Here is a 24388-nt window from a genome sequence, read left to right on the forward strand (position 1 = left end):
TCAACATCCAACCAATGCCGCGTATCTCAGTGGAGGACCTGTCCAAACACTACGGCGACACCGTCGCCCTGGATGACGTCTCCTTCACGATTCCGGAAGGGGAGTTCGTCGTCCTGCTCGGGCCGTCCGGCGCGGGGAAGTCGACCCTCCTCCGACTCCTGAACGGGCTCGCCACCCCCACGGAGGGGAGCATCTACATCGGTGACGAGCAGGTCACCGGCAAGCGGAGCGACATCGGGATGGTGTTCCAGATGCACTACCTCGTCGAGACGATGAGCGCCTACCGGAACGCGCTCACGGGCGCGCTCTCACGGACGGGGTTCCTCGAGAGCGTCACCACGAGCTACGACGAGTCGGACAAGCTCGCCGCCCTCGAGGCGCTCGACACCGTCGGCCTCCTGAACGAGGCCCGCCAGCGCGCCGGGTCGATGTCCGGCGGCCAGCAACAACGGGTCGGCATCGCCCGGGCACTCGTCCAGAACCCCGCGCTGCTGCTCGCCGACGAACCCGTCGCCAGCCTCGACCCGAAGGCCGCCGAGGAGGTGATGCGCTACATGAAAAGCGCCGCCGCCGAACGCGACCTGACGACCATCGCCAGCCTCCACCAGGTGAGCCTCGCCCGCGAGTTCGGCGAGCGCTACATCGGCCTGCGTGACGGCCGCGTCGTCTTCGACGGGACGCGTGACGACCTCACCATGGACATCGTCGACGACATCTACTACGACGACGCGGAGGAGGAACTCGGCGGGGTGCTCGCATGAGCAACGCCGACGAACGCCTCCGCGACGCGCTCTCGGAGATCGAGCGCGCACAGTCCATCCGCCGGATACTCACCGTCCTCGGCGTCGTCGCCATCCTCGCGGCGACGGGCGCCGGGATGACGTATCTCGGCTTCACGCTCGCGGACATCGTCCGACAGCTCCCGACGTTCGCGAACTCCCTCGTCGCCTTCCTCACCCCCGACTTCCACTTCTTCACCCTCTACGCCACCGACAACGGCCTCCACGGCTGGAACGCCCTGATCCAGAGCGTCCTCAACCCCGGGTCGTTCATCGACTCCATCCTGAACCGTGACGAGGGGCTCACCATCGTCGGCGGGAGCGTCGCCACCATCCTCATCGGCTTCTGTGGGACGGTTCTCGGCTTCCCGCTCGCGCTCCTCTTCGGGGTGCTCGGCTCCGAGCGCGTCACGCCGTTCCCGTTCAACTTCATCTTCCGCGGCACGATGAGCACCATCCGCGCCATCCCGGCGCTCGTCTGGGTGCTCATCTACGTCCCGCTCGTCGGTATCTCTCCCGTGGGCGCGCTGCTCGCGGTGGCGACCGACACCATCGGCAATCTGGGGCGGCTCTTCACCGACGAGCTGGAGGAGGTCGTCGACGGCCCCATCGAGGCCATCTCCTCGACGGGGGCCTCCTCCTCACAGACCGTCGTCTTCGGGATGCTGAGTCAGGTCTCCTCCTCGTTCGTCGCGTGGACGCTCTACATCCTCGAGATCAACGTCCGCATCGCCGTCTCGCTCGGTGTCGTCGGCGCCGGCGGGATCGGCCAGTACGTGAGCGGCCGAATCGGCCTCCTGCGGTTCAGTCAGGCCGCTGCCGGTATCCTCGTCATCATCGTCATCGTGCTCACCGTCGAGCTCGTCTCCTCGCGGCTGCGCGCCCGCCTGCGCCCCGGCGAACACGAGGGGAAGAGCATCGTCGACGTGCTGATGAGCCTCGGTGACGGCGGCAAGTGGCTCGGCTCGTCGAAGAATCAGTAGCTCAGTAGTCGCCCAACCGCGACTGCCCGCTTTTCCCGTCGCCCGCGCCCGACAGCTCCGCGGCCTCTCGGATGGCGTCGACGAACGTCTCGCGCTGGCTTCTGTCGTAGAGGGTCGCCGCGGGGTGGACGCTCACCATCACCCGTCGCGACCGCTCGCCCAGGCGGGCGTCGTGGACCGACCCCGCTTCCGTCGTCACCGCCACCGACCGGTCGAGCAGGTGCTGGGAGGGGACCTTCCCGAGCGTGACGACGAGTTCGGGGTCGACCAGGTCGATCTCGTGTTCCAGATACCCCCGGCAGTTCGCGAGCTCCTCTTTGCTGGGGTCGCGGTTCTCCGGGGGGCGACAGCGTACGCAGTTCGTGATTCGCACGTCCGCGCGGGCGAGCCCCGCCTCCCGCAGGGCCTCGTCCAGCACCGACCCGGAGCGGCCGACGAACGGCTCGCCCTGCTCGTCCTCGTTCGCGCCCGGGCCCTCACCGACGAACAGCAGGTCCGCGTCGTCGGGGCCGACCCCGTTCACGATGCGGGACCGCGACTCCACGAGGGCGGGACACCGCTCGCACTCGGTGACGCAGAGCCCGTCCATGTTCTCCATGGCCGAGAGAGAACGGGGGAGCTACAAATCCCTTCGGAAGGTCTCACCCGCGCGGGCCGCCAACCGGGCCACGCGGAGGGGTTCGGGCCGGCCACCCTCGGGGGTGAACCCCCGAAGCAGGTCGGTGACTCGCTCGGGTGAACAGCCGACGGCCCGGACCCACACCGTCTCGCCGTTCACGTCGACGGGGTGGCGGTCCGGGAGGGCGTCGTAGACCGCGCGTCGCGCATCGAGCGCGTCGCCCGAGAACTCGGTTTCGAGCGCGTCCCCGAGCCCCGGCGAGGCCTCGAAGGAGACGCTGAGCACCGGTCGCTCCGTGGCGTCGTGGAGCCGGTGCAGGTCGTAGAGGTTGTACCACGCGGGAGCGATACCCGAAAGGAAGAGGTAGCGAACGTCGGGGCGGTCGAGCGCCGTCCACAGCCGCTCGACCGCGGATGTCGCGTCGAGGCCGCCGACGGTACACGTGGTGAACGCGAGGTCGTCGACGGCCCGATCCGCACGGACGACCGCGCCCGCGAGCGTGGAGGTCCCCTCACGGAAGGACTCCGCCACGCCCAGGGCGCGGACGCCGGCTTTCACTCGCCTTTGATCTCCTTCAGCTGGTCCAGCAGGTCGTCGCTGTCCGTATCGTCGAACTCGAAGTTCACCTTCCCCTCGTGTTCGTGTTCGGCAGTGTTGACGGCCTCGCTATCGTCGAGGTCGCTGTCCATCTGCTGGTTCTCCTGTTCGGATTCGTCGTAGCTCCCGAAGCCCATCTCATCCGTAACTAGCGAATCGTGAGGGAAAAGCCTGATGCTGACGCCGAGGGGGGACAGAGGTACGGCACGGTGAGTCCGCCACGCGGCTGGCAGGCGGATACGGGCGGATTCCTGCCACACCCGTCACCCTCAAGCACGGGGGCCGTGTTGACTGGCTATGAACGTGACCAACGTCACCGCCGATGCGGAGACGTTCACGGCGAACGCCTATCTCGTCGAGGGGGACCGAACCGTCCTCGTCGATGCCGGTGCCATGGCCGGCGTGGCGGACGTCGTCCGAGAACACGTCGACGAGCTCGACGCCGTCGTCCTCACCCACCAGCACGGCGACCACGTGGCCGAACTCGACGCCGTCTGCGAGGCGTTCGACCCCGCGGTCTACGCGTATGGGGAGCACGAACGCCGGACCCACCCCCTCGACGAGGGGGACGTCGTCGAGATCGGCGACGAGGCGTTCGACGTGGTGTACACCCCCGGCCACGCGTCGGACCACGTCTCGCTCGTCTCGCTCACCACCCTGTTTTCGGGCGACGTTGTGGTCTACAACGACGGCGCGTTCGACGACGGGAGCTTCGGCCGGACGGACATGCCCGGCCAGTCGCGCGAGCGGCTGATCCAGTCGCTGCGCGACCTGCTGGAGGGAGTTCCCGAGACCGTCGAGTCGCTGTACGCGGGCCACGGCGACGCCTTCCACGGCGACGTGCGCGAGGTGGTCGAGCGGGCGCTCGCGCGAGCGGAGACGCGGGAGCCGAAGTATCCGGAGGAGTGAGGAAGCCGTCGCTCGCGGGGAGCGGGAACCGGGAGAAAGCGCGACCGGGTTATGCGGCGCGGCGTTCCTTCGCCTTCGGGCGCATCTTCGCGTAGCCGCACTTGCGGCAGTTGTTCGCGCCCTTCGGGTTCCGCGCGTTACAGCGCATGCAGATCATCTTCGTGAGCGTTCGCGCTTCCGCTTCCTCGAAACTGGCCATACCTCGAATACTGGGACCCCGCGGTTAAACCTTTCCGAGTCGTTTCAGCCGGCGACGCGCCTTTGTACGCCCCGAGCGAGGAGGGGATATGAACGACCGCCTCGCCGACCTGACGCTCACCATCGACGACGTAGCCCTCGACCAGCGGAGCCGCGCGACCTCCAGCGGCTTCACCCGCGTGTCGACCATCGTCACGCTCACCGGTGAGGACTGCCGGGGCCGTGGCGAGGACGTGACCTACGAGGCCGCGGACCACGAGGCGCTCCCCGACACGCTCCCCCTCGCCGGGGAGTACACCTTCGCCGAGTACTCGGCCGCGCTGGACGACCTCGACCTGCCGCGCCCCTCCGAGGCCCGCTTTCTCGACTACCGGCGGTGGGCCCTGGAGAGCGCCGGACTGGACCTGGCGCTCCGTCAGCAGGAGACCGACCTCGGAAGCGTGCTGGGTCGCGCGTACGACCCCGTCGAGTTCGTCGTCTCCACCCGGGTGGAGTCGTTCGACCGGATTCAGGAGATCCTCGCGGTGGCACCCGACGCGACGTTCAAACTCGACCCCACCCCCGAGTGGGACGACGCCCTCGTCACGCGACTCGCCCGGATGGGGCGGGTGCGGACGCTCGATCTGAAAGGGCTCTACGAGGGGACCGACGTGGACACCGAGGCCGACCCGGCGTTCTACGAGCGGGTCGTCGAGGCGTTCCCCGACGCGGTCATCGAGGATCCGAAGCTCACCGAGGAGACGAGACCGGTCTTCGACGGCCACGAGGGGCGGGTGGCGTGGGACGTGCCCATCCACGGCGTCGAGGACATCGAGGCGCTCCCGTTCGCACCCTCGTGGATCAACATCAAGCCCTCGCGGTTCGGCACCGTGGAATCCCTCCTCGACACCATCGCGTACTGCGAGCGAGAGGGGATCACGATGTACGGCGGGGGCCAGTTCGAACTCGGCGTCGGCCGAGAGCACATCCAGACGCTCGCCTCGCTGTTCTACCCGGGCGCGCCGAACGACGTGGCCCCCGGTGGCTACAACAGCGCCGAGCTCGACCCGGACCTGCCGGGGTCACCCCTCGAACCGGCACCCGACCGGCGCGGGCTGTCGTTCGCGGCCGAGTAGGGGCATCCTCCCGGGCGTCCGGCGACTTATTCCCGTCGAGCGCCTATCGATAGCATGACCCACGGAGTACTCCCCCAGCGAGCGTACGTGGCGGACGTCATGGCGACCGTCACGGAGTGGCCCGAGGTCCACACCCGCCCCCACCGGTTCGGCGGCTACGAGTTCACCCTCAGGGAGCGCGAGGTGGGTCACCTCCACGACAACGGCTTCCTCGACATCCCTTTCCCCCGCCGGCTCCGGGACGCCCTCGTCGACGAGGGGCGGACGGGGACACACCACCTCTATCCGGACTCGGGGTGGACCACCTACCGCGTGAACAGCCCCGCGAACGTCTCGCAGGCGGTCGAGCTGCTCCGGCTCGCCTACCTCCACCACTGTTGCGTGCTGGACCCGTTCGGGGAGGACCTGCTCGCCGACATCGACGTGGAGAGGGAGCTCGACGAACTCGGGGTCAGCGACGACTGTAAAGCGGTGTTCGCGGCGTTCCGGTCGCTCCCGGTGGGCGCGCCCTGAAACGGGCCTACGCCTCGCGGGCGTCCAGATACTCCTGTTGGACCGCCACGACCTCCTGTGAGGTCTCGCAGTCCGCGTAGCGTTCGAGCGGCTCGGCGTTCAACTCGAGGAAGGTGTGGCCCCACCGGAACTTCGAGAGAATCTCCTCCGCCTGCTCGGGTTCACCGAGGATGTAACAGGCCGCGGCGAACGCCTCCACGGTGTTGAGCTGGAACGGGGTTCCGTAGTTCACGGGGTTCGCAGCGACGAGGAACGGGAGCGCCCGGTGGTCGCCGGAGAGCTTGAACGCCTCCTTCTCCGCGGTCTCCCACGAGCAGTCGAGCGCGACGATGCGGTTCCACTCCGAGTCGGCGGGCGAGAGCGCCTGCTCCGCGTAGGGGTCGAGGACGATTCCCGCGGGCGTGGCGCGGGCCGAGCGATGCAGCGCCGCGAGGTCGAACCGCGCCAGCTTCCGCGCGGAGCACTTCTTCGGGTCGTCGTCACCCTCGTACCGGACGTGCAGGTCCACACGGGAGGTACCAGGGGAGGGGAGAAAAGCGCCGCGGCCCGGGATACATAGCACTCCCCACCACAACGTGTCACCTCGTTTTTGCATGTTCGGTACGTTCGCCAATATATAAAATAATCGACACATTGAAGGTCGACTCACCGAAGGCACAACTGATGCCCGAGAGATTCACCCGACGCAACGTACTACAATCGACACTCCTCGCGGCGATCGCCACACAGGTCCCGAGCGTGAGCGCGGCGGAGTCCGAGGGACGCGGCATCGAGCAGGAGGGGGCGACGCTCAACCGGTTCGCACACTCGGTGCCCGGTGCGGAGATCACCGGCATGTATCTCGCGGACGACGGTCAGTTCTTCTTCAACGTCCAGCACCCGAACGGGGAGAGCATGTGGCCCGGCTACCAGCAGGGTGCGGTCGGCTACGTCCGCGGCTTCGACTTCTCGTCGCTCCCCCGCGACTTCGAGTCCGTCCAGCTCCCCGAAACCGAGTGGGCAAACGAGATGGTCCGCACGGCGTTCGGCACCTACAACGTGCTGAGAAACGGCGGCGAGGAGACCGACGACGGCGAGCCGCTTGGAATCCCCACGGGACCCGACGGCGAGCCGCTTACGGACGGGAACAACCCCGACTTCAACGGCTACATCCCCGTCTCGGAGAACGAGGGGTACCTGTTTACGAACTGGGAGACGCGGCCCGGGATGATGAGCCGACTCCACCTCGAACGCGACGGCGAGCGACTCGAAGTCGTCGGCGCGGAGAACCTCGAGTTCGAGGAGGTCGAGGGGACGTGGGTGAACTGCTTCGGCACCGTCACCCCGTGGAACACCCCCCTCTCCTCCGAGGAGAACTACGCTCACACCGACACCGAGCGATGGAACGACCCGAACTGGAAGTACCGCGGCGGCGTCGAGAACCTCGCGACCCACCTCGGTCACGAGCGGAACGAGGCGGGAATCTTCGCCGAGGCGTTCCCGAACCCCTACCGCTACGGCTACATCCTCGAGATCGTCGACCCGACGGGCGACGCGACCCCCGTCAAGCGCACCGCACTCGGCCGGTCGGCCCACGAGAACGCCGTCGTCATGCCCGACGAGAAGACGGCATACACCTCCTCCGACGGCACCGGCAAGGGGTTCTACAAGTTCGTCGCCGACACCGCGGGTGACCTCTCGTCGGGGACGCTCTACGCCGCGAAGGCCACCCAGCAGGGCGCGAACGGCACACCCGTCGAGAAGGTCGCCTTCACGCTGGAGTGGGTGGAACTCGGCCACGCAAGCGAGGGTGAAATCGAGTCGTGGATCGCGGCGTACGACGACATCACGCAGGCCGACTACACCGAGGGGAAGACCTCCTACATCACCGACGCGGAAGTCGAGGCGTGGGCCGCCGGGAACGCCGACGACGACCGCGTCGCGTTCCTCGAGACGAGAAAAGCGGCCGAGGCCGTCGGCGCGACGATTGAGTTCCGCAAGATGGAGGGACTCAACATCCGCCGGAACGCCCAGCCGGGTGAGGACTACCTCTACATGGCGATGTCGAACACCAACGCCACGATGAGCGACGACGAGGGCGCCATCCAGGTCGCGGGAGACGAGTGGGGTGCCGTCTTCCGCCTCCCGCTGGAGGCCGGCTACAACGTGACCCGGATGGAGCCGATCGTCACCGGTGGCCCCGAGGCGAACATCTGCGGCGGCTGTCCGTACGACGCGAATCCGAACGCCAACTCGAAAGCGTGTCAGTCGTGTGCGTTCAACCCCGCCACGGAGTCGGAGGAGAAACGCTCGCCGTTCCGCGGCACGATGAACATGATGGCCTCGATGGCGATGTCCGGACAGGCGACGCTCGACCCCGAGAACACCATCGCCGAGCCCGACAACCTCCTCGTCATGGACGACGGCCGGGTCGTCATCGGCGAAGACACCGGGAACGCGGGCCACGAGAACAACATGATCTGGGTGTTCGACCCCGGCAACGCCTGAGCGTCCTACTCCTTCTTTCCCGAGCCGACGGCGCTCTCGCCGACCGGCTCGTGCCCCTCGATGGTCTCGAGCCCGCCCATGTACGGCCGGAGGACCTCGGGCACCTCGACGGTTCCATCGGGGTTCTGGTAGTACTCGAGGATGGCGACGACGATGCGGGGAATCGCGAGCCCCGAGCCGTTCAGCGTGTGGAGGTACTCCGCGGACTCGTGGCGCTCGGGCCGGTAGCGGATGCCCGCGCGCCGCGCCTGGAACGCCTCGAAGTTCGAGACGGAGGAGACCTCCAGCCAGCGGCCGCCCTCCGCGGGCCCGGTCTCCATGTCGTCGCCGGGCGCCCACACCTCGATGTCGTACTTCTTCGCCTGGGTGAATCCCATGTCGCCGGTGCACATCTCCAGCACGCGGTACGGGAGCTCCAGCCGGCGGAGGACCTCCTCGGCCTCGTCGCGGAGGCCCTCCAGCCGCTCGTAGGACTCCTCGGGCCGGACGAAGTTCACCATCTCCACCTTGTTGAACTGGTGGACGCGGACGATACCTCTCGTTTCGGTACCGTGTTCGCCGGCCTCCCGCCGGAAGTTCGGCGAGTAGGCCTGGTATTTGAGGGGAAGGTCGTCGTCGAGGAGGATCTCGTCGCGGTGGAGGTTCGTGACGGGCACCTCCGCGGTGGGGAGGAGCCAGAGGTCGTCGTCGTCGTACTCCTCGTTATTTTCACCCCCGATGCGGTAGGCGTCCTCGACGAACTTCGGGAACTGGCCGGTCCCCTCCATCGACCGCGAGTTCACCGGCAGCGGCGGGAACACGTCGACGTACCCCTGCTCGCGGTGCACGTCGAGCATGAACTGCACGAGCGCGTGTTCCAGCCGTGCGCCCTCACCCTTCGCGAAGTAGAACCCCCCGCCGGAGACCTTCGCCCCGCGGTCGAAATCGAGGATGTCGAGCTCCTCACCCAGGTCGTAGTGCGGAACCACGTCGTCGGGCAACTCGCGCAGGGCGTCGAACCCCTCGCGGGCGACCTCGACGTTGTCGGATTCGTCGTCGCCGACCGGGGCGTCCGGGTGGGGAATGTTGGGAAGTTCGAGCAGCGCCTGTTCCAGCTCGGCTTCGAGTTCGTCCGCGCGCTGTTCGACCTCCTCCAGTCGCTCTTTGAGCTCGCCCGACTTCTCGATGGCCGCCTGTGCTTCCTCCTCCTTCCCCTCCTGTTTCAGCCGACCGATCTTCGAGGAGACCTGGTTGCGCTCGTGACGCAGGTCGTCACCCTCCGACTTCAGCGAACGCCACTCCTCGTCGATCTCTAACACGCGGTCGAGGTCCACGTCGACGCCCTTCGTGTCGAGGGCGCGACGCACCTCGTCGGGGTGTTCCCGAACGAACTGTCGCGATAGCATTTGCCGGGAGTTTTCGGGGATAAAAGAAAGGCGTGTCGATGCCCTGGTTCGGCGCCACACCCACGAACGCCAGTTTCATGCCGCGCTACTGCGACCCCCGGATATGGCAATCGGTGACGTGTACGAGGCCGAGGGGGTGCCGGACTGCTACTACCTGGATACGGGGATGTACGACACCCCGGAGTACGGCTGTCTCTACATCCTCGATACGGAGAAGCCCGCCGTCGTCGACACCGGCATCGGGGCGAACTACGACGCGACGCGGGCCGCGCTCGACGAGATCGGCATCGCCCCCGACGAGCTGGCGTACATCATCCCCACGCACGTCCACCTCGACCACGCCGGAGGCGCGGGCTTTCTCGCCCGCGACTACCCGAACGCCGAAGTGCTCTGTCACGAGGTCGGGGCGCGTCACCTCATCGACCCCGCACGGCTCTGGGAGGGGACCAAGCGCGCCGTCGGCGCGCAGTTCGAATACTACGTCGAGCCCGAACCCGTCCCGGAAGCCCGGCTCACCGAGATCGCCGGGGGTGACGCCATCGATCTCGGCGACCGGACGCTGGACGTGTACGACGCCCCCGGCCACGCCCCCCACCAGGCCGTGTTCCACGACCCCGCGGGGAGCGTCGTCTACGCCGCCGACGCCGTCGGTATCTACATCCGGCGGGCCGACCGGGTGGACGTGACCTCCCCGCCCCCGGACTTCGAGCTGGAGCAGTCGCTCGCGGACATCGAGACGATCCGGGCGCTGGACCCCGACACCCTCGCGTACACCCACTTCGGCCCCGCCCCCGCCGAGGGTCGGCTGGCCGAGTACGCCACGGTGCTCACCGCGTGGGTGGAGGAGGTCGCCGCGGTCCGCGAGGAACTGGGCGACGACGAGGCCGTCGTCGAGGAGTTACAGGCGCGCAGCGACCTCGACGAGCTCTGGGGGCCCGAGAAGGCGGCCGCGGAAGTGGCGATGAACGTCCGGGGGGTGTTGCGATATCTGGACACACATTCAAAAAGAGAGGAGTGACACGGGAGAACGGTGGGATATCGGCAGAAATACCTCGATATCCAGGACGAACTACTCGTTATAATCGCCCGACGTATCGTGGGTATTTATACGTCGGGGCGCCGAAGCGTCGCCCAATGGAGGTGAGTCCGTGGCAGGAGGCACGCTGATCCCGCTCGTCGCGGCCATCATCGGCCTGGGCGTCGGCGCACAGATCCTCTCGGACCGGTTCGAGGTGCCGAGTATCATCTTCCTCATCGGTGCCGGTATCGCGATGGGGCCGGAGGGGCTGGGGCTCGTCACCCAGTCGTCGTTCGGCGACGCCCTGCCGGCCATCGTCGGCCTCTCCGTCGCCATCATCGTCTTCGAGGGGGCGTTCCACCTCCACCTCGACAAGCTCCGGGAGGCACCCGCCGACAACGTGCGGCTGGTGACCGTCGGCGCGCTCATCGCGCTCGTCGGGACCGCCGTGGCGGCGCGATACATCATCGTCCCCGTCTTCGAGATCGACATCCCGTGGCTCGTCTCGTTCCTCGTCGCGGCGCTGCTCGTGGCGACCGGCCCCACCGTCATCGCACCCATCCTCGAAGTCGTCCCCGTCCGCGACCGCGTGGCAGCGGCCCTCGAGACGGAGGGGATCGTCAACGACGTGACCGCCGCCGTCCTCGCCGTCGTCGTCTTCGAGATCATCCTCATCGGCGACGTGACCGCCGTCGAGGGGCTGCGACTGTTCGCCGAGCGCATCGGCATCGGGATGGTCGTCGGCACCGTCGTCGCCGGGGTCGTCTGGTATCTCCTCCGGTACGTCGACCTCTCGCCCGGCAACGCCCCGCAGAACGCCCGACTGCTCGTGCTCGCGGGCGCGCTCGTCGCGTTCGGGGCCGCGGACTTCATCGCCACCGAAGCCGGGGTCCCCGCGGTCGCCGTCGCCGGCCTCATCCTCGGGAACATGGACGTCCCCTACGAGGAGGATATCACGGAGTTCAAGGGGGACATCACCCTGCTCGTCCTCTCGTTCGTGTTCATCGCGCTCGCCGCGCTGCTGGAGTTCTCGGATCTCGCCCGCCTCGGCATCCCGGGGCTGGCGTTCGTCCTCATCGTCGCCGCAGTCATCCGGCCGGTCCTCGTGTTCGTCTCGACCGCCGGTGACCGCTTCTCCACCGAGGAGAAGCTGTTCATGAGCTTCGTCGGGCCGCGCGGCATCATCCCCGCGTCGGTCGCGACGCTGTTCGCCGTCGAGCTCGCGGCCGCGGGGTTCGAACCCGCCGCGAACCTGCTCGTCGGCACCGTCTTCCTCGTCATCCTCTCGACCGTCCTCGTGGAGGGTGGCTTCGCCCGGAAGATCGCGGAAACACTCGATGTCATACCAATGCGTGTACTCGTAATCGGAGGCGGCCAGGTGGGCCGTGCGCTCGCCGACCGCCTCGAAGACCGTGGAGAGAACGTCGTCATCATCGAGAACGACGAGACACAGGTGGAGCTCTGCCGGAACGCCGGCCACACCGTCCACATCGGTGACGGGACGGACACGGAGGTCCTGAAGGCGGCCGGCGCGGTGAACGCCAGCATCGTCGTCGCCGCCACCGGGGACGACGACGCGAACCTGCTCGTCGCCCAGCTCGCCGACTCGAAGTTCGGCGTTGAGACCATCATCGCCCGCGCGAACAACCCCTCCAACGTCGAGGCGTTCGAGGACCTCGGGGTGCGGACCATCTCCTCGGCGCTCGCGACCGCACAGGCCATCGACAACGTCATCGAACGACCCGCGCTCGCCAACTGGATGGGCGAGATCGGCCAGAGCGGTGACGTCCAGGAGGTCGAGCTCACCTCGGAGGAGTTCGTCGGCCGCACGGTGCGTGAGATCGGGCCGATGCTCCCCGAGGGCTGTCTCATCGCGCTCGTCTCCCGCGACGGTGACAACCGCGTCCCCGACGCGGATTTTACCCTCCAGGCGGGCGACCGCGTCACCTTCATCGGCGCGCGCGAGGCTGTCCGCGAGGCGATGGAGTTCTGTCACCCCGACGCCTGAACCACCGGGACGCCGGGGCGGGTCGGATAGTTTATCACACGAGCGTCGGACCGGACGTACATGATTCACGCTGACGGACCGCTGTGTTCCATCGACCTCGGTGCCAGGGAGACGGCCGAGGAGGAGATCGACGACGTGCTCGCGGCGTTCATCGGCGGGCGCGGCGTCGGCTCGAAGCTGGTCCACGACCGCGTCCCGTTCGACGCGGACCCGTTCGGCCCCGAGAACCGGCTCGTCTTCGCCGCCGGGCCGCTGCAGACCTCCTCGATGTCCTTCACGGGCCGGCTCTCCGCGACGGCGCTCTCGCCGCTCACGAACGGCCTCTGCTCGTCGAACGCCGGCGGGTTCGTCTCGCGGCCGTTCGTGGCGACGGGCTACTCGGCCGTCGAGATTACGGGGACATCCGACGAGCTCGTCGGCCTCCACGTCACCGACGAGGGCGTCGAGTTCGAGGCCGTCCCCGAGCTGGAGGGGGCCATCGTCGACGACGTGCTCGAGCATATCGAGGCCACGAGAGGCCTCGACGCGGGCCACACCGCCGTCGTCGGCCCCGCGGGCGAGAACCGGGTCCGCTACGCCTCCATCATGACCTCGGAGTCCCGCGCGTTCGGCCGCGGGGGGCTGGGCGCCGTCCTCGGCGCGAAGAACGTGAAGTTCCTCACCTTCGACGGGGATTCCGCCCCGGAGGCCGCGCTGGACGAGGAGCTCGTGAGGGAGATCCACAAGGAGGCCGCGGAGTCCGGCTCCCCGATGAAGGACGCCGGGACGGTCTCCGTCTCCGACTACGCCAACGCGGTCGGCGCGCTCCCCACGAAGTACTTCGAGGAGCTCCAGTACGACAAGGTGGACCAGATCGGCTCGAGTGCCGTCATCGACCACAAGTACAAGAAGGGGACCTGCTCGTCGTGTGCGTTCGCCTGCAAGCTCCCCACCCGCGACGAGGAATCGGGATTGGAGACGGAGGGGCCGGAGTACGAGACGGTGATGTCGTTCGGCTCGAACCAGCTCGTGGACGACTTCGTCGCCATCATGCAGTCGAACGAGCTGTGTGACTAGTACGGCCTCGACACCATCTCCTGCGGCGACACCATCGCCGCCTACCTCGCCGCCAACGACGCGTTCGGGAACGTGGAGTTGATCCACGAGCTCATCGAGCAGATCGCCCGCCGTGAGGGTGACGGCGACCTGCTCGCCGAGGGCATCGACCGGATTCACGACGAGCTCGGCGTCGAGAACTGGAGCGTGAAGGGGATGGAGTTCGCGGCCCACGACGGCCGGAAGCTCAACGGCCAGGGGCTCTCGTTCGCCGTCTCCAACCGGGGCGCGGACCACATGTACGCCGAGATGTACCACCTCGAGTACCCGCTCGTCCCGCCGGAGCAGGCGCTCGACGCTGCGGGGGTCGCGGGGAAGTCCGAACGGCTCATCGAGATGGAGAATAAGAATGCGATACACGACTCGGGCGTGCTCTGTAAGTTCGCGTTCTCGAACATGACCCCCGAGCGCTACGCCCGGCTGTTCGATACCGACTGGGAGACCCTCCAGGAGACCGGCGCGCGCATCGTCGACCTGGAGCGCCACTTCAACAACGAGCGCGGGATGGACCGCACCGACGACACCCTGCCGTACGAGCTGGAGGGGATGGACGAAGAACTGTCGAACTACTACGCCCTGCGCGGCTGGAACGACGACGGGACGGTCCCGAAGAACCCGAGTTCGCCCGCGCCCGCCGACGACTGACTCAGTCGTCGAGCAGGTCCCGGTCCTCCTCGTGGAGCCACGGGGTATCCCCCTCGCCGCCACCGGTCTTGTAGACGCCGCGGGCCGTCGCGATGGCCGTGCCCGACCCGTCTGTCACCTCGATATCGACGGTGGCGACGCTGTTGCCCACCCGAACCACGTCGGCGACGGCGTGGAGTTCCTCGCCCGTCGCGGGCGCGAGGTAGTCGATTCGCATGTCGATGGTGGGCGCGACGGTGCCCGCCGCGGAGACGACGGCCGCGCCACCGACGGTGTCCGCGAGGGCGTACGGGACGCCACCGTGCGCGACCATCCGGTTCGGGTTCGAGGAGAGCTCCGCCGTGAGCGGGAGCGAGCCTTCAGCGTGGCCGTCCGCGGCCTCGTGGAGGTCCATCCCGAGGAGCCGCGCGAACGGGATCTGTTCGAAGACGTCGCTGAGTTCCATACCCGAAGCAGCGCAGCCGAGCACTTAATTCTCGGAGAACCGGGCGCGGGTTCACTGGAGTTCGTGGTGAATCTCAATCCTTAACCGACCCCCCATCCGAACACCGACGATGACCGACAGCGCGAGCGCGTTCGTCCCCGGCCACGTCACGGGCTTCTTCTCCGCCCACCCGCACGAGGACCCCGCGAAGGCGGGGTCACGTGGTGGCGGCCTCGCACTCTCCGACGGCGTGACCGTCCACGTCTCGAGGGGGAGCGGGACGACCCTCAACGGCGAGACCATCGCCGTCGAGGCCGTGGAGACCGTGCTCGCGGACCTCGGTGTCGAGGCCCGCGTCGAGGCCGAGACCCCCCTCCCGCTGGGGTCGGGCTTCGGCGTCTCCGGGGCGATGGCGCTCGGGACCGCGCTCGCCGCGAACGCCGTCTTCGACACGGAGCGAAGCGAGAACGCGCTCGTCGGGCTGGCCCACCGCGCGGAGGTCGAAGCCGGCACGGGGCTCGGCGACGTGGTCGCGCAGGCCCGCGGTGGGGTCCCACTTCGCCTCGAACCCGGTGCCCCCGGTGTCGGCGCGATGGACGGGGTGCCCGCCCGCACTCGGGTAGAGTATCTCACCCTCGGCCAGCTCTCGACGGAGGACGTGCTCTCCGGGGACACGACGATCCTCTCTGCCGCCGGCGAGCGCGCGCTCACACGGGTGCGGGCGACGCCCACGCTCGAGACGTTCATGGCCGCGTCCGTCGCGTTCGCGCGCGAGGCCGGCCTGTTGACCGACGAACTGCGCGACGTGCTGGAGACGGTCGAAGCCGCCGGGGGACGGGCCTCGATGGCGATGCTCGGCGAGACGGCGTTCGCGCTCGGCACCGACCTCTCGGATGCGGGGTACGACCCGGCCGTCTGTGCGATTCACCCGCCCGGCGCGGGGCTTCGGTAGCCGAATCGACTACACACGGTTTTTCACGCCCGGCACGAAGGGACGACCATGAGCGACATCGAGATCCCCGAATCACACCCCCGGTACGAGTCGCTGCTCACGCGCCACCGTATCGAGGACGGGGTGGAGAAGGGTATCACCTCGAAGCAGGGGCTCATCGCACAGGGCCGCGGGGAGGCGTTCGACTATCTCCTGGGAGAGAAGACGACCGAAAGCGCGGACGCGGCCGAACGCGCCGCAGCCGCCCACTTCCTGCTCGCCGAGCACCCCGTCATCTCCGTGAACGGGAACGTCGCGGCGCTGTGTCCCGGCGAGCTCGTCGAGTTGGCCGAGGTCGTGGGGGCCGACCTCGAGGTGAACCTCTTCAACCGCACGCCCGAACGGATGCAGGCCATCGTCGACCACCTCCGCGAGCACGGGGCGGAGGAGGTGAAGGGGCTCACCGCCGACGGCCGCATCCCGGGGCTCGACCACGAGCGCGCGAAGGTGGATGCCGACGGCATCGGGGATGCCGACGTGGTGCTCGTCCCCCTCGAGGACGGCGACCGCGCGGAGGCACTGAGCGAGATGGGGAAGATCGAGCTCGTCATCGACCTGAACCCCCTCTCGCGGTCGGCACAGTGTGCGACGGTCCCCATCGTCGACAACGTGATCCGGGCGGTGCCGAACATCACCCGCCACGCCCGCGAGCTGAAAGGGGCCTCCCGCGAGGAGCTGGAGGCCATCGTCGACGGCTTCGACCGCGAGGCGGCGCTCGCCGCGGCCGAGCGGGCCATCCGCGACGGAGACACCTAGCCCGGAGCGCGGCTTATCGCCTCTCGCGACGTATCTCCGGGCATGGAGCTGAACGTCGGCGGCTACGACCGTATCGTGCGCTTAGTGTTCGGTCCCGTCCTCACCGTCATCGGCGTGGTGGGCCTGCTCGGCCTCCTCGCCTTCGCCGCGAGCGGGATCGGGATGGCCATCGCGGCGCTCGCGCTCGTCGTCGGGCTCGTGTTCACCGTGACCGGAACGGTCCAGCAGTGCCCGCTGAACCGCGCGCTCGGTATCGACACCTACCGCGGAGAGAGGGCGAAGACGCCCCGGAAGAAGACGCAGCGCCCGGCGTGAGCCGACCCCCGATCCCCCTTCTGTCACCCGGGTCACGTGAGAAACGACCGTAACGACTAATTCGCGGCGCACGGGCTACCTACCATGCGAAGCGAATCCCTGCTCACCGGCGGCGTCGTGCTCCTCGTCTTCGGTGGCGCCGCCCTCCTCCTCGTCATCGGTGGAGCCACCGCCGCCGGTGTCGTCGACATCGACGGCGACGGCATCCCACCCCACCAGGAACTCCTCGCCGGCACCGACCCGCTCTCAGCCGACAGCGACGGCGACGAGCTGGACGACGACCGGGAGGCCGCCCTGGGGACGGAACCGCTCGCCCCCGACACCGACAGGGACGGCATCGCCGACGGGACGGAGGTGAAGAACGGCACCGACCCGACGAGTGCGGACGACGGTGACGGGACGGACACCGGTGGCGACGGCGAGTCGACGCCGGAACCGGGCGGGTCGACCCCCACACCGGAGGACGAGCCGACCCCCACGCCGGCGGGTGAGCCGACCCCCACCCCGACGCCGACACCGAGCGAGACGCCCGTCGACGGCGACGACGACAACCTCACGGACGCCCGCGAGCGCGAACTCGGCACGAACCCCGAGGACTCCGACTCCGACGACGACGGCCTCGCAGACGGCGAGGAGGTCGCCATCGGCAGCGACCCGCTCCAGCGCGACACCGACGGCGACGGGCTCTCCGACCGCGAGGAGGTCGAGGAGACCGGGACGGACCCCACGACGGCCGATTCGGACGGCGACGGGCTCTCCGACCCCACGGAGCTCGACGGGCCGACCGACCCGATGAACGCCGACACGGACGGTGACGGCCTGAACGACCGCCGCGAGCTCAACGGGCGAACGGACGCGCTCGACCCCGACACCGACGACGACGGGCTGCCGGACGGCCCCGAGGTGGACGGCCACCCGATGCTCCCCGACGCGCGACCGCTCCACAAGGACATCTACGTGGAGATCGACCACATGAGCGAGGAGCAGGTGCCGCGCGACGAGATCAAACGCGTCATCGACGCGTACAACGGCGCGCCCGTCGAGAACCCCGACGGCTCCACGGGGATCACGCTCCACGTCGTCTACGACGAGGAGCTCTCCCGCGAGCGGGCGACCACGCCCGGCGATCTCGCGCGCATCGCTAACGGGAGCTTCGACCACGCGGGCTACGGCTACCACTACGCGCTGGCCGTCGCCGACGCCCGCTCCGTGAGCGAGGGGGACATCGGCGGCTTCGAGAGCGAGGGGCACGTCGCCTTCGAGACGGTGGTCGAGGACGACCGCACCGGCCCCGTGTTCATGCACATGCTCGGGCACGCGGTGGGGCTCGACGCCCAGGACTACCGCGGTATCGACAGCACGGACGTCGAGTTCGACACCTACCCGAGCGTGATGAACTACAACGCCCCGCCGGGCTACTACGACTACGCGGACGACGACGGCCCGAACGACCGCGGCTACGACGACTGGGCCGCGCTGGAGGCGGGGCTCGAGGGGACGGACGTGTCGAAACTGCTGGAGAAAACGCCCTGACCGGCCCCCGCGGGCCATCGCCGGGGGGTGACGTTAGACCGCGGACCGGTCGTCCTCCTCTCTGATATCCTTCGCCGCGAGAGAGCCGCGTGCGTCATCCTTGCATCCGTGTAAAGCTACCGGACTCGGCCACGGAGGAGGCCGACGAAGCCGAGCGCGAACGCCTCGAATCGCCTCTCGGTCGTGCGGGCCGCGAGCGCCTTCCGGGCCGCGTTCACCCGTGGTTCGAGGGGGTCTTCCCGTCCGAGATCGAGGGCGGCCCACACCGCGTCGAGCGTCGTCGGGGCGGGGGCGGTACCCCGGGTGAACGCCCGAAACGCGGGGTTGAGCAGGCGGCCGACCGGGTCGTCGGAGACCGCGGCGTCGAGGAGCGCGACGCGGCCACCGGGGCCGACGAGGGTGCACCAGCCGGCGACGACTCCGGCGGGGTCGCGGAACATCCCGGAGACGAACGAGGCGACGACGGCGTCGGCGTCCGGGATGGGCGGCCGAGTGGCGTCGCCACGCAGGAGGTGGACGTTGTCGTACTCGCTCGTGCGGGCGCGGGCCACCTCGAGCAACGGGCCGGTGAGGTCGATGCCGACGACGGTCCCGTCGCTCCCGACGCGCTCGCGGAGGTACGGGAGGTTCGCGCCGGTCCCACAGCCCATCTCGACGACGGTGTCGCCCGGTTCGAGCGCGAGGGCGTCGGCGAGCGCCGCGCGCCAGCGGCCCACCCCGGGGAGCGTGGCGATGCGGTCGTAGAGGCCGGCGTACCGCCCGTAGAACTCGGCGACGCTCATCGGGTCAGGCCAGCGAACGGACCCATTCGGCCGCGGTCACGGCGTCGGGGGCCAGCACGTAGACGACCGGCTCGATACCGAAGCCGCCGGACTGATACAGCACGTCGGCGTCGGGGGTGGCCGCCACGGCCTCGCGGACGGCGTCGGTACCGCCCTCCGCGTCGAACTGTGCGGTTTCGAGCCCCTGGGCTTCGAGCGCCGCCACGAGGTCGGGGTCGTAGCGGATGTTCACCGCCGCGCGCGCATCGCTCCCGCCCGCGCGAGCCGTGAGCAGGACGCCCGCGACGTGCTCCGAGACGCCGAACTCCGGCTCGCCGGGGACGGTCGCCCGCCCCTTCACGTCGAGGATGCGGCCCGGGATCGCGGCCACGTCGTCGATCCCCTGCGCCTCGGGGAGCGCCTCCACGAGGTTCGACCCCACCGCGGGGATGAGCGCCGCGAACCCGGAGGTGTTCTCCAGCATCCGGACGCCGCGTCGCACCGAGGCGAGCGCCCGTTCCGCCGTCCGGAGCCGCGAGTCGGGGTCGTGGATGGCGAACTCCCCGTCGTACTCCGCGAGCGGGGGGTAGGCGGCCTCGTGCAGCTGGGCGAGCAGGTCGCCGCGTTCGAGCGACCGGACGAGGATCTCGGCCTCCGCGAGCGCCTGTACCTGTGTCATCTCCCCGGAGGCGAGCCCCGCCCCCAGTCGCGAGACGAGCTCTCTGACCCGGTCGTCGCCAGCGATCTCGGGCGTCTCCTCCACCTCGCCGTGGACGTACTTCGAGACCGCGCTCTGGGAGACGCCGAGCAGCTCGGCCACCTCGCTCTGGGTGAGCCCCCGTTCCCGGAGGTCCGAGGCCAAAAGCGAGCGGAAGGTGGGGAGGAACTCGTCGACGACGACCTCCTCGATGAACTTCATCTATTGCGAGCCCCCGAACTCCCGGTCCCCCTGAATCCGCGAGGCCTGCGGGCCGGTCTGGTCCTGGTACTTCGACCCGCGCTCGCTCCCGTAGGGGCGCTCGGCGGGTGAGGAGAGCTCCGTGAAGGTGAGCTGGGAGATACGCATCCCCGGCGAGAGCGCGACGGGCGCGCGACCGAGGTTCGAGAGTTCGAGGGTGATCTGGCCGCGGTAGCCGGGGTCCGCGAGCCCCGCCGTGGCGTGGACGACGATGGCCAGCCGCCCGAGCGAGGAGCGCCCCTCGACGTGGGCGATGAGGTCCGCGGGGATCTCGACGCGTTCGAGGGTCGTCCCGAGGACGAAGTCGCCGGGGTGGAGGATGAACTCCCCCTCCTCGTCGATCTCCGTGAGCTCGACGTACTCGCTCACCTCGCGCTCGTCGTTCGGGTGGATACACGGGATGTTGGCGTGGCGGAACTCCAGGAACTCCTGGCCGAGTCTGAGGTCGACGCTCGCGGGCTGGATCTGGATCTCCGGGTCCGACAGCGGCTCGATGACGAGGTCACCGTCGGTGAGCCGCCGCCGGATGTCGGCGTCCGAGAGTATCATATCCGTGTGACCGGGCGATGGGGGCTAAAAGCCGACGGTCGGGCCGGTGTGGAGTGGTACCACGGCGAACCCCGGGACGGGATGGTCCTCACGGCCCCGTGAGGCGGGCGAACGGACCTATCGATTTATCTCGCTCGCCTCGCAGGCTCCGGGCGTGTCGGGGAGCCTCCGGGTGAACGTGCGCGAGGGGCGATGGCGGACCGTCCGAGCTCACCCGCTCGCCATCCTGGCGACGACCGCCGCGGCACTCGACGTGGTGACGACCACCGCCATCCTCTCGAGCCCGCGGTTCGCCGAGCTGAACGGGCTACTCTCGTTGCTCTCCGGCGTCCACCTCGGGCTCGCCGTCGGCTACTTCACGCTTTTGTGTGGCCTGCTCTCGCTGGCGACGTGGCTCCGGCTGGGGTGGCTCTCCACCCTCTGCGGGACGTACCTCGTCGTCGCGATGGGGGTCGGCGGCGGGGTGAACAACCTCGTCCTCTTTTCGACCGGAGCGTCGCTGTACGACCGCCTCCCGGTCGACCCCACGGTGGCGTACACCTCGCTGCTCGCGGTCTCCGTCGTCGTCGCGCTCGCGCTCATCAGCCGGCACGACCGGGTGCCGTGGCGCGAACTCGGCGTCGGGGTCCTGCTGTTCACCGCGGGGGAGCTGCTGACCGTGGGGCTCCGATTCCTGTGAATTAAGCCGCCTCCCCTGCCAGAGAGGGTATGAAGCAGGCCATCGTCGCCCGCACCGACATCGGCATGGGGACCGGGAAGCTCGCCGCGCAGGTCGCTCACGCCTCGCTGAAGGCCTACGAGAAGGCCGACCTACAGGCGCAAAAGAACTGGAAACAGGGGGGCCAGAAGAAGGTCGTCCTCAAAGGCGACAGCGAGCGCCAGCTATTCGAATTGGCGGAGATGGCGAAACGCGAGGGGATTCCGCAGGCTATCATCCGCGACGCGGGGCACACGCAGCTGGACCCGGGGACGGTCACCGCGCTCGCGGTCGGGCCCGCGAGCGACGAGGCCGTCGACGCCATCACGGGCGACCTCTCGCTCTACTGACCGCGGTACCGAACGAAGAGCCGGCTACTGCGTCGCCGGGAGTTCGATGGTGAACACCGCGCCGCGGGGCTCGTTGTCCTCGACGCGGACGCGCCCGCCGTAGCGCTCGACCATCGTCTCGACGAAGAAGAGGCCGAACCCGCCGCCGCTCGTGGAGGCCTCGCGGTCGAAGAGGTCGCCCTTCATCGCCGCCGAGACCCCCGGCCCGTCGTCGGCGATGCGGATGCGGACCCGGTCGGTCTCGTCCGGTGGCTCGACGCGCACCTCGACGTGCGGCGTCTCCCGGTCGGAGTGTTTCACCGCGTTCGTGAGCACGTTCCCGACCACCTCCGAGAGCAGGTCGTCCGCCCGGGCGTGGACCGACTCGGGGGCGTCCACCGTCACCTCGGCATCGGTGCCGACGGCGACGTGGTTCGCCTCCGCCTCCACGAGCCGCGTCACGTTCACCGGCTCCAGCACCAGCTCGTCCTCGCCGGCGAGCGCGTCGAGGACGTGTCTGACCCGCTGGATGACATCCGTCACGTCGTCGGCCCACGACTGGATGGTACGAGCCCGGCGCTGTGCCTCCTCGGGGAGCGTCGCCTCCGCGAGCAGCCCCGCGTTCCCGGCGATGACGGTCATCCCGTTGAGCACGTCGTGTCGCAGCAGGCTGTTGAGGAACTCCATCTGCTCCGTGCGGCGGCGCAGCTCCGCCTCCCGCTCTTTCAGCTCGGTGATATCCCGGCCCTCGGGGATGAGCAGCATCACCTTCCCCGCGTCGTCGACCACCGGCTTCAGCGAGAAGTCGATGTGCGCGACCCGGTCGCCCCCGACGTTGCGCGTCTCGTAGCGGACGAACTCCCCGTTGCGGGCGCGCTCGATGGCCTCCCGCAGCCGCTGTTTGTCCGCCTCGCTCGTCTGCCACCACGGCGTCTCCCAGAACGGCTCGCCGATCACCGCCTCCCGCGAGACGTCGCCGAACGCCAGCGCCGTCTCGTTGATCTCGATGACGGTGCCGTCCGGCTCCAGCATCCCGGTGAGCTGGAAGGCGTTGTTGAACGTCGCCCGGAAGCGCCGCTCCTGTTCGCGCTGGTCGGTGACGTCCTGAAACGTCCCGTGGACGGCCCGGACATCCCCGTCCTCGAACGCCGGTTCACCCATCGCCCGCACCCACCGCGTCTCGTCGTCGGGGGTGACGATCCGGAGTTCGTGGTCGAACGGCTCGCCGGCGAGTGCCCCCTCGAACGCCTCGCGGATGGTCTCGCGGTCAGCCGGGTGGTAGAACGACAGCGCCTCCTCGACGGTGGGTTCGTACTCGGGGTCGACGCCGTGGATCCGCAGGGTCTCGTCCGTCCACCGGAGCGTCCCCGTCTCGAGGTCGTACGCCCAGCCGCCGATGCTCGCCATCCGCTGGGCCTGGGCGAACAGCGCGTTGTTCCGTTCGAGCGACTCCTGGACCCGCTTCAGCTCCGTGATGTCGCGCCCCTCGACGATGATGTCCGTGACGCTCCCGGACTCGTCGACGACGGGCTGGTAGGAGACGTCGAGCACCCGACGCTCCCCGTCGTCCGTGAAGGCGAGTTCGTACCGGACGGTCTCCCCGTCGCGGGCGCGGGCGACGACCGACTGCAGGTCGTCCACCTCGCGGTCGACGACGGGGAGTTCGGCGTTCCAGATGGGGTCGCCGACCAGCTCCTCGCGCGTGCGGTCGAACGTGTGAAGGGCCGTCTCGTTCGCCTCGACGACGGTCCCGTCGGGGTCGAGGACGGTGACGAGGTCGAACGTCCGCTCGAACATGGCCCGACGGACGCGCTCGCGCTCGCGCCGCTCGGTGATGTCCTCGGAGAGCACGGCGATGCCACCGCCGGACCGGGGCCAGACGGTGGCCTCCACCCAGAGCTCCTCGGTGGGGATGGGGCTGCTGACGGCGGCCGCGACCCCCGTCTCGCGGACGCGGTCGAACAACCCGTGGAGCTCCGACTCGCGCCCCTCGGGGAGGAGCTCCCAGAAGACGGCACCGAGCGCCTCCTCGCGGGGGATACCCACCCGCTCGGCCATCACGCGGTTCCACTCGAGGACCCGCCACGCCGCGTCCAGCTCGTAGTAGGCGTCGGAGAGGTGTTCGAGGAAGCGGGCCTGCCGGCGGTCCGCGCGGTGGCGGTCGACCAGCGAGGCGACGCGGTGGTCGAGCGTCCGGGCCGCGGCTGGGCCGTCGACCCGGACGACTTCGGCCGCCCCGGCGTCGAGCAGCGACGGGACGGCCGACGGGTCGCGGTGACAGGCGACGACGGGGACGTCGAGTGCGTGCCGGTCGACCCGTTCGATGACATCGAGTGCCGTCTCGACCGGCAGTTCGGGGGCGGTGACGACGCACTCGCCGTCGCTGAGGGCGTCGGTGACCGCCGACGGGGAGACGGCCGTCACGGACAGGGAGGGGAGGGGTGTCGGCAGGGAGCCGCCGACGGCGAGAACGTGGGGCGCCGTGCGGGAACCGGGCACAGGCGACGCGGACATGTCCACCGGGATGCCCTGGAGCCATATAATGACACCGCCCCGGAACCGCGTCGTTTCTGGCAGTTTGTCCGTGAGTGGAACCAGGTTCGTCTCGGACGAGCCGAACGAAGCTCGTCCCGGTGACACGACGCGAGGTGCCGGCAGCGTGCCCACACGGGGCATGGGTATGCGTCGTGAACCATCATTCCCCTCCCTGTTTCGCCGAGCACA

The 24388-nt window shown here is 69.1% G+C and carries 25 protein-coding genes and 1 pseudogene; 15 read left to right on the forward strand and 11 right to left on the reverse strand.

The genetic code is table 11. The features are described from left to right. Nucleotides 1-14: 14 nt before the first annotated feature. On the forward strand, nucleotides 15-761 hold the full coding sequence (locus tag ACQUQR_RS07705) for a phosphonate ABC transporter ATP-binding protein (RefSeq protein WP_435195877.1): 747 nt from the start codon (nucleotides 15-17) through the stop codon (nucleotides 759-761). Next, on the forward strand, nucleotides 758-1762 hold the full coding sequence (locus tag ACQUQR_RS07710; RefSeq protein WP_435195878.1) for a PhnE/PtxC family ABC transporter permease: 1005 nt from the start codon (nucleotides 758-760) through the stop codon (nucleotides 1760-1762). Before ACQUQR_RS07705 ends, ACQUQR_RS07710 begins: the two co-directional genes overlap by 4 nt. 1 nt (nucleotide 1763) lies before the next feature. Here ACQUQR_RS07710 and ACQUQR_RS07715 read toward each other — a convergent pair whose 3' ends face one another. From ACQUQR_RS07715 to ACQUQR_RS07725, 3 genes are read right to left on the reverse strand one after another with little or no spacing between them, the layout of a single operon-like run. Next, nucleotides 1764-2360 (reverse strand): uracil-DNA glycosylase, encoded by a 597-nt coding sequence (locus ACQUQR_RS07715; RefSeq protein WP_435195879.1) that lies wholly within the window; start codon nucleotides 2358-2360, stop codon nucleotides 1764-1766. A 21-nt stretch (nucleotides 2361-2381) separates the two neighbouring features. Next, on the reverse strand, nucleotides 2382-2939 hold the full coding sequence (locus ACQUQR_RS07720; RefSeq protein ID WP_435195880.1) for a DUF99 family protein: 558 nt from the start codon (nucleotides 2937-2939) through the stop codon (nucleotides 2382-2384). Continuing rightward, on the reverse strand, nucleotides 2936-3115 hold the full coding sequence (locus ACQUQR_RS07725; RefSeq protein WP_435195881.1) for a DUF5786 family protein: 180 nt from the start codon (nucleotides 3113-3115) through the stop codon (nucleotides 2936-2938). The genes ACQUQR_RS07720 and ACQUQR_RS07725 overlap by 4 nt, the downstream gene beginning before the upstream one ends. Before the next feature lie 160 nt (nucleotides 3116-3275). Between ACQUQR_RS07725 and ACQUQR_RS07730 the strand changes: the two genes are divergently transcribed. Next, nucleotides 3276-3887 carry an MBL fold metallo-hydrolase gene (locus tag ACQUQR_RS07730; protein WP_435195882.1) on the forward strand — a complete coding sequence of 204 codons (612 nt, stop codon included), beginning with the start codon at nucleotides 3276-3278 and terminating at the stop codon, nucleotides 3885-3887. Between the two features lie 49 nt (nucleotides 3888-3936). Here ACQUQR_RS07730 and ACQUQR_RS07735 read toward each other — a convergent pair whose 3' ends face one another. Further along, entirely contained in the window at nucleotides 3937-4086 is a 150-nt protein-coding gene (locus tag ACQUQR_RS07735; protein WP_435195883.1) for a 50S ribosomal protein L40e, read from the reverse strand. Nucleotides 4087-4174: 88 nt separating this feature from the next. Here ACQUQR_RS07735 and ACQUQR_RS07740 point away from each other — a divergent pair, with 88 nt between their 5' ends. Together ACQUQR_RS07740 and ACQUQR_RS07745 are read left to right on the forward strand one after the other, a co-directional pair. After that, on the forward strand, nucleotides 4175-5200 hold the full coding sequence (locus ACQUQR_RS07740; protein ID WP_435195884.1) for a hypothetical protein: 1026 nt from the start codon (nucleotides 4175-4177) through the stop codon (nucleotides 5198-5200). A 54-nt stretch (nucleotides 5201-5254) separates the two neighbouring features. After that, a complete protein-coding gene (locus ACQUQR_RS07745) occupies nucleotides 5255-5713 on the forward strand; it encodes a luciferase family protein (RefSeq protein WP_435195885.1) in 459 nt (152 codons plus the stop codon). Between the two features lie 7 nt (nucleotides 5714-5720). Here the strand turns inward: ACQUQR_RS07745 and ACQUQR_RS07750 are convergent, their stop codons facing one another. Next, entirely contained in the window at nucleotides 5721-6221 is a 501-nt protein-coding gene (locus ACQUQR_RS07750) for a DUF367 family protein (protein ID WP_435195886.1), read from the reverse strand. Between the two features lie 155 nt (nucleotides 6222-6376). Here ACQUQR_RS07750 and ACQUQR_RS07755 point away from each other — a divergent pair, with 155 nt between their 5' ends. Next, nucleotides 6377-8200 carry an alkaline phosphatase PhoX gene (locus tag ACQUQR_RS07755; RefSeq protein ID WP_435195887.1) on the forward strand — a complete coding sequence of 608 codons (1824 nt, stop codon included), beginning with the start codon at nucleotides 6377-6379 and terminating at the stop codon, nucleotides 8198-8200. A 5-nt stretch (nucleotides 8201-8205) separates the two neighbouring features. On the opposite strand, the gene serS is transcribed toward ACQUQR_RS07755, so the two are convergent. Next, entirely contained in the window at nucleotides 8206-9585 is a 1380-nt protein-coding gene (serS, locus tag ACQUQR_RS07760) for a serine--tRNA ligase (RefSeq protein WP_435195888.1), read from the reverse strand. 103 nt (nucleotides 9586-9688) lie between these two features. Between serS and ACQUQR_RS07765 the strand changes: the two genes are divergently transcribed. The 3 genes and pseudogenes from ACQUQR_RS07765 to ACQUQR_RS07775 all read left to right on the forward strand — a co-directional run bounded on the left by ACQUQR_RS07765 (nucleotide 9689) and on the right by ACQUQR_RS07775 (nucleotide 14351). Then, a complete protein-coding gene (locus ACQUQR_RS07765) occupies nucleotides 9689-10603 on the forward strand; it encodes an MBL fold metallo-hydrolase (RefSeq protein WP_435195889.1) in 915 nt (304 codons plus the stop codon). Nucleotides 10604-10733: 130 nt separating this feature from the next. Next, the gene (locus tag ACQUQR_RS07770) at nucleotides 10734-12611 is read left to right on the forward strand and encodes a cation:proton antiporter domain-containing protein (protein WP_435195890.1); all 1878 of its coding nucleotides are present in this window, start codon (nucleotides 10734-10736) and stop codon (nucleotides 12609-12611) included. Nucleotides 12612-12671: 60 nt separating this feature from the next. Beyond that, nucleotides 12672-14351, forward strand: a pseudogene (locus ACQUQR_RS07775) (aldehyde ferredoxin oxidoreductase family protein). A gap of 1 nt (nucleotide 14352) precedes the next feature. Here the strand turns inward: ACQUQR_RS07775 and ACQUQR_RS07780 are convergent. Then, nucleotides 14353-14796 carry a PaaI family thioesterase gene (locus tag ACQUQR_RS07780; RefSeq protein ID WP_435195891.1) on the reverse strand — a complete coding sequence of 148 codons (444 nt, stop codon included), beginning with the start codon at nucleotides 14794-14796 and terminating at the stop codon, nucleotides 14353-14355. 109 nt (nucleotides 14797-14905) lie between these two features. Here ACQUQR_RS07780 and ACQUQR_RS07785 point away from each other — a divergent pair, with 109 nt between their 5' ends. From ACQUQR_RS07785 to ACQUQR_RS07800, 4 genes are all read left to right on the forward strand, one after another. Further along, nucleotides 14906-15727, forward strand: coding sequence for a pantoate kinase (locus ACQUQR_RS07785; RefSeq protein ID WP_435195892.1), 822 nt, complete (start codon nucleotides 14906-14908; stop codon nucleotides 15725-15727). Between the two features lie 48 nt (nucleotides 15728-15775). After that, the gene (locus ACQUQR_RS07790; protein WP_435195893.1) at nucleotides 15776-16522 is read left to right on the forward strand and encodes a 4-phosphopantoate--beta-alanine ligase; all 747 of its coding nucleotides are present in this window, start codon (nucleotides 15776-15778) and stop codon (nucleotides 16520-16522) included. A 42-nt stretch (nucleotides 16523-16564) separates the two neighbouring features. Beyond that, nucleotides 16565-16837 carry a YgaP family membrane protein gene (locus tag ACQUQR_RS07795; protein WP_435195894.1) on the forward strand — a complete coding sequence of 91 codons (273 nt, stop codon included), beginning with the start codon at nucleotides 16565-16567 and terminating at the stop codon, nucleotides 16835-16837. Between the two features lie 84 nt (nucleotides 16838-16921). Next, entirely contained in the window at nucleotides 16922-18370 is a 1449-nt protein-coding gene (locus tag ACQUQR_RS07800) for a hypothetical protein (RefSeq protein ID WP_435195895.1), read from the forward strand. 116 nt (nucleotides 18371-18486) lie between these two features. On the opposite strand, the gene ACQUQR_RS07805 is transcribed toward ACQUQR_RS07800, so the two are convergent. The 3 genes from ACQUQR_RS07805 to dcd are packed head-to-tail and all read right to left on the reverse strand — an operon-like array spanning nucleotide 18487 to nucleotide 20638. Then, nucleotides 18487-19152: a class I SAM-dependent methyltransferase gene (locus ACQUQR_RS07805; RefSeq protein ID WP_435195896.1), complete on the reverse strand. Its 666-nt coding sequence runs from the start codon at nucleotides 19150-19152 to the stop codon at nucleotides 18487-18489. A 4-nt stretch (nucleotides 19153-19156) separates the two neighbouring features. Beyond that, nucleotides 19157-20050 (reverse strand): thiamine-phosphate synthase family protein, encoded by an 894-nt coding sequence (locus ACQUQR_RS07810; RefSeq protein WP_435195897.1) that lies wholly within the window; start codon nucleotides 20048-20050, stop codon nucleotides 19157-19159. Next, nucleotides 20051-20638, reverse strand: coding sequence for a dCTP deaminase (gene dcd / locus ACQUQR_RS07815; protein WP_435195898.1), 588 nt, complete (start codon nucleotides 20636-20638; stop codon nucleotides 20051-20053). Between the two features lie 154 nt (nucleotides 20639-20792). On the opposite strand from dcd, the gene ACQUQR_RS07820 reads away from it, so the two are divergent. Both ACQUQR_RS07820 and pth2 read left to right on the forward strand, forming a co-directional pair. Then, a complete protein-coding gene (locus ACQUQR_RS07820; protein ID WP_435195899.1) occupies nucleotides 20793-21317 on the forward strand; it encodes a hypothetical protein in 525 nt (174 codons plus the stop codon). A gap of 29 nt (nucleotides 21318-21346) precedes the next feature. Then, nucleotides 21347-21685, forward strand: a complete 339-nt coding sequence (gene pth2, locus ACQUQR_RS07825) for a peptidyl-tRNA hydrolase Pth2 (protein WP_435195900.1) — start codon at nucleotides 21347-21349, stop codon at nucleotides 21683-21685. Nucleotides 21686-21709: 24 nt separating this feature from the next. Here pth2 and ACQUQR_RS07830 read toward each other — a convergent pair whose 3' ends face one another. Beyond that, on the reverse strand, nucleotides 21710-24178 hold the full coding sequence (locus ACQUQR_RS07830; protein WP_435195901.1) for a PAS domain-containing protein: 2469 nt from the start codon (nucleotides 24176-24178) through the stop codon (nucleotides 21710-21712). Nucleotides 24179-24388: the final 210 nt, after the last annotated feature.

It is taken from the genome of Natronomonas sp. EA1, assembly GCF_051195035.1.
Classification (GTDB): domain Archaea; phylum Halobacteriota; class Halobacteria; order Halobacteriales; family Haloarculaceae; genus JBNTJV01.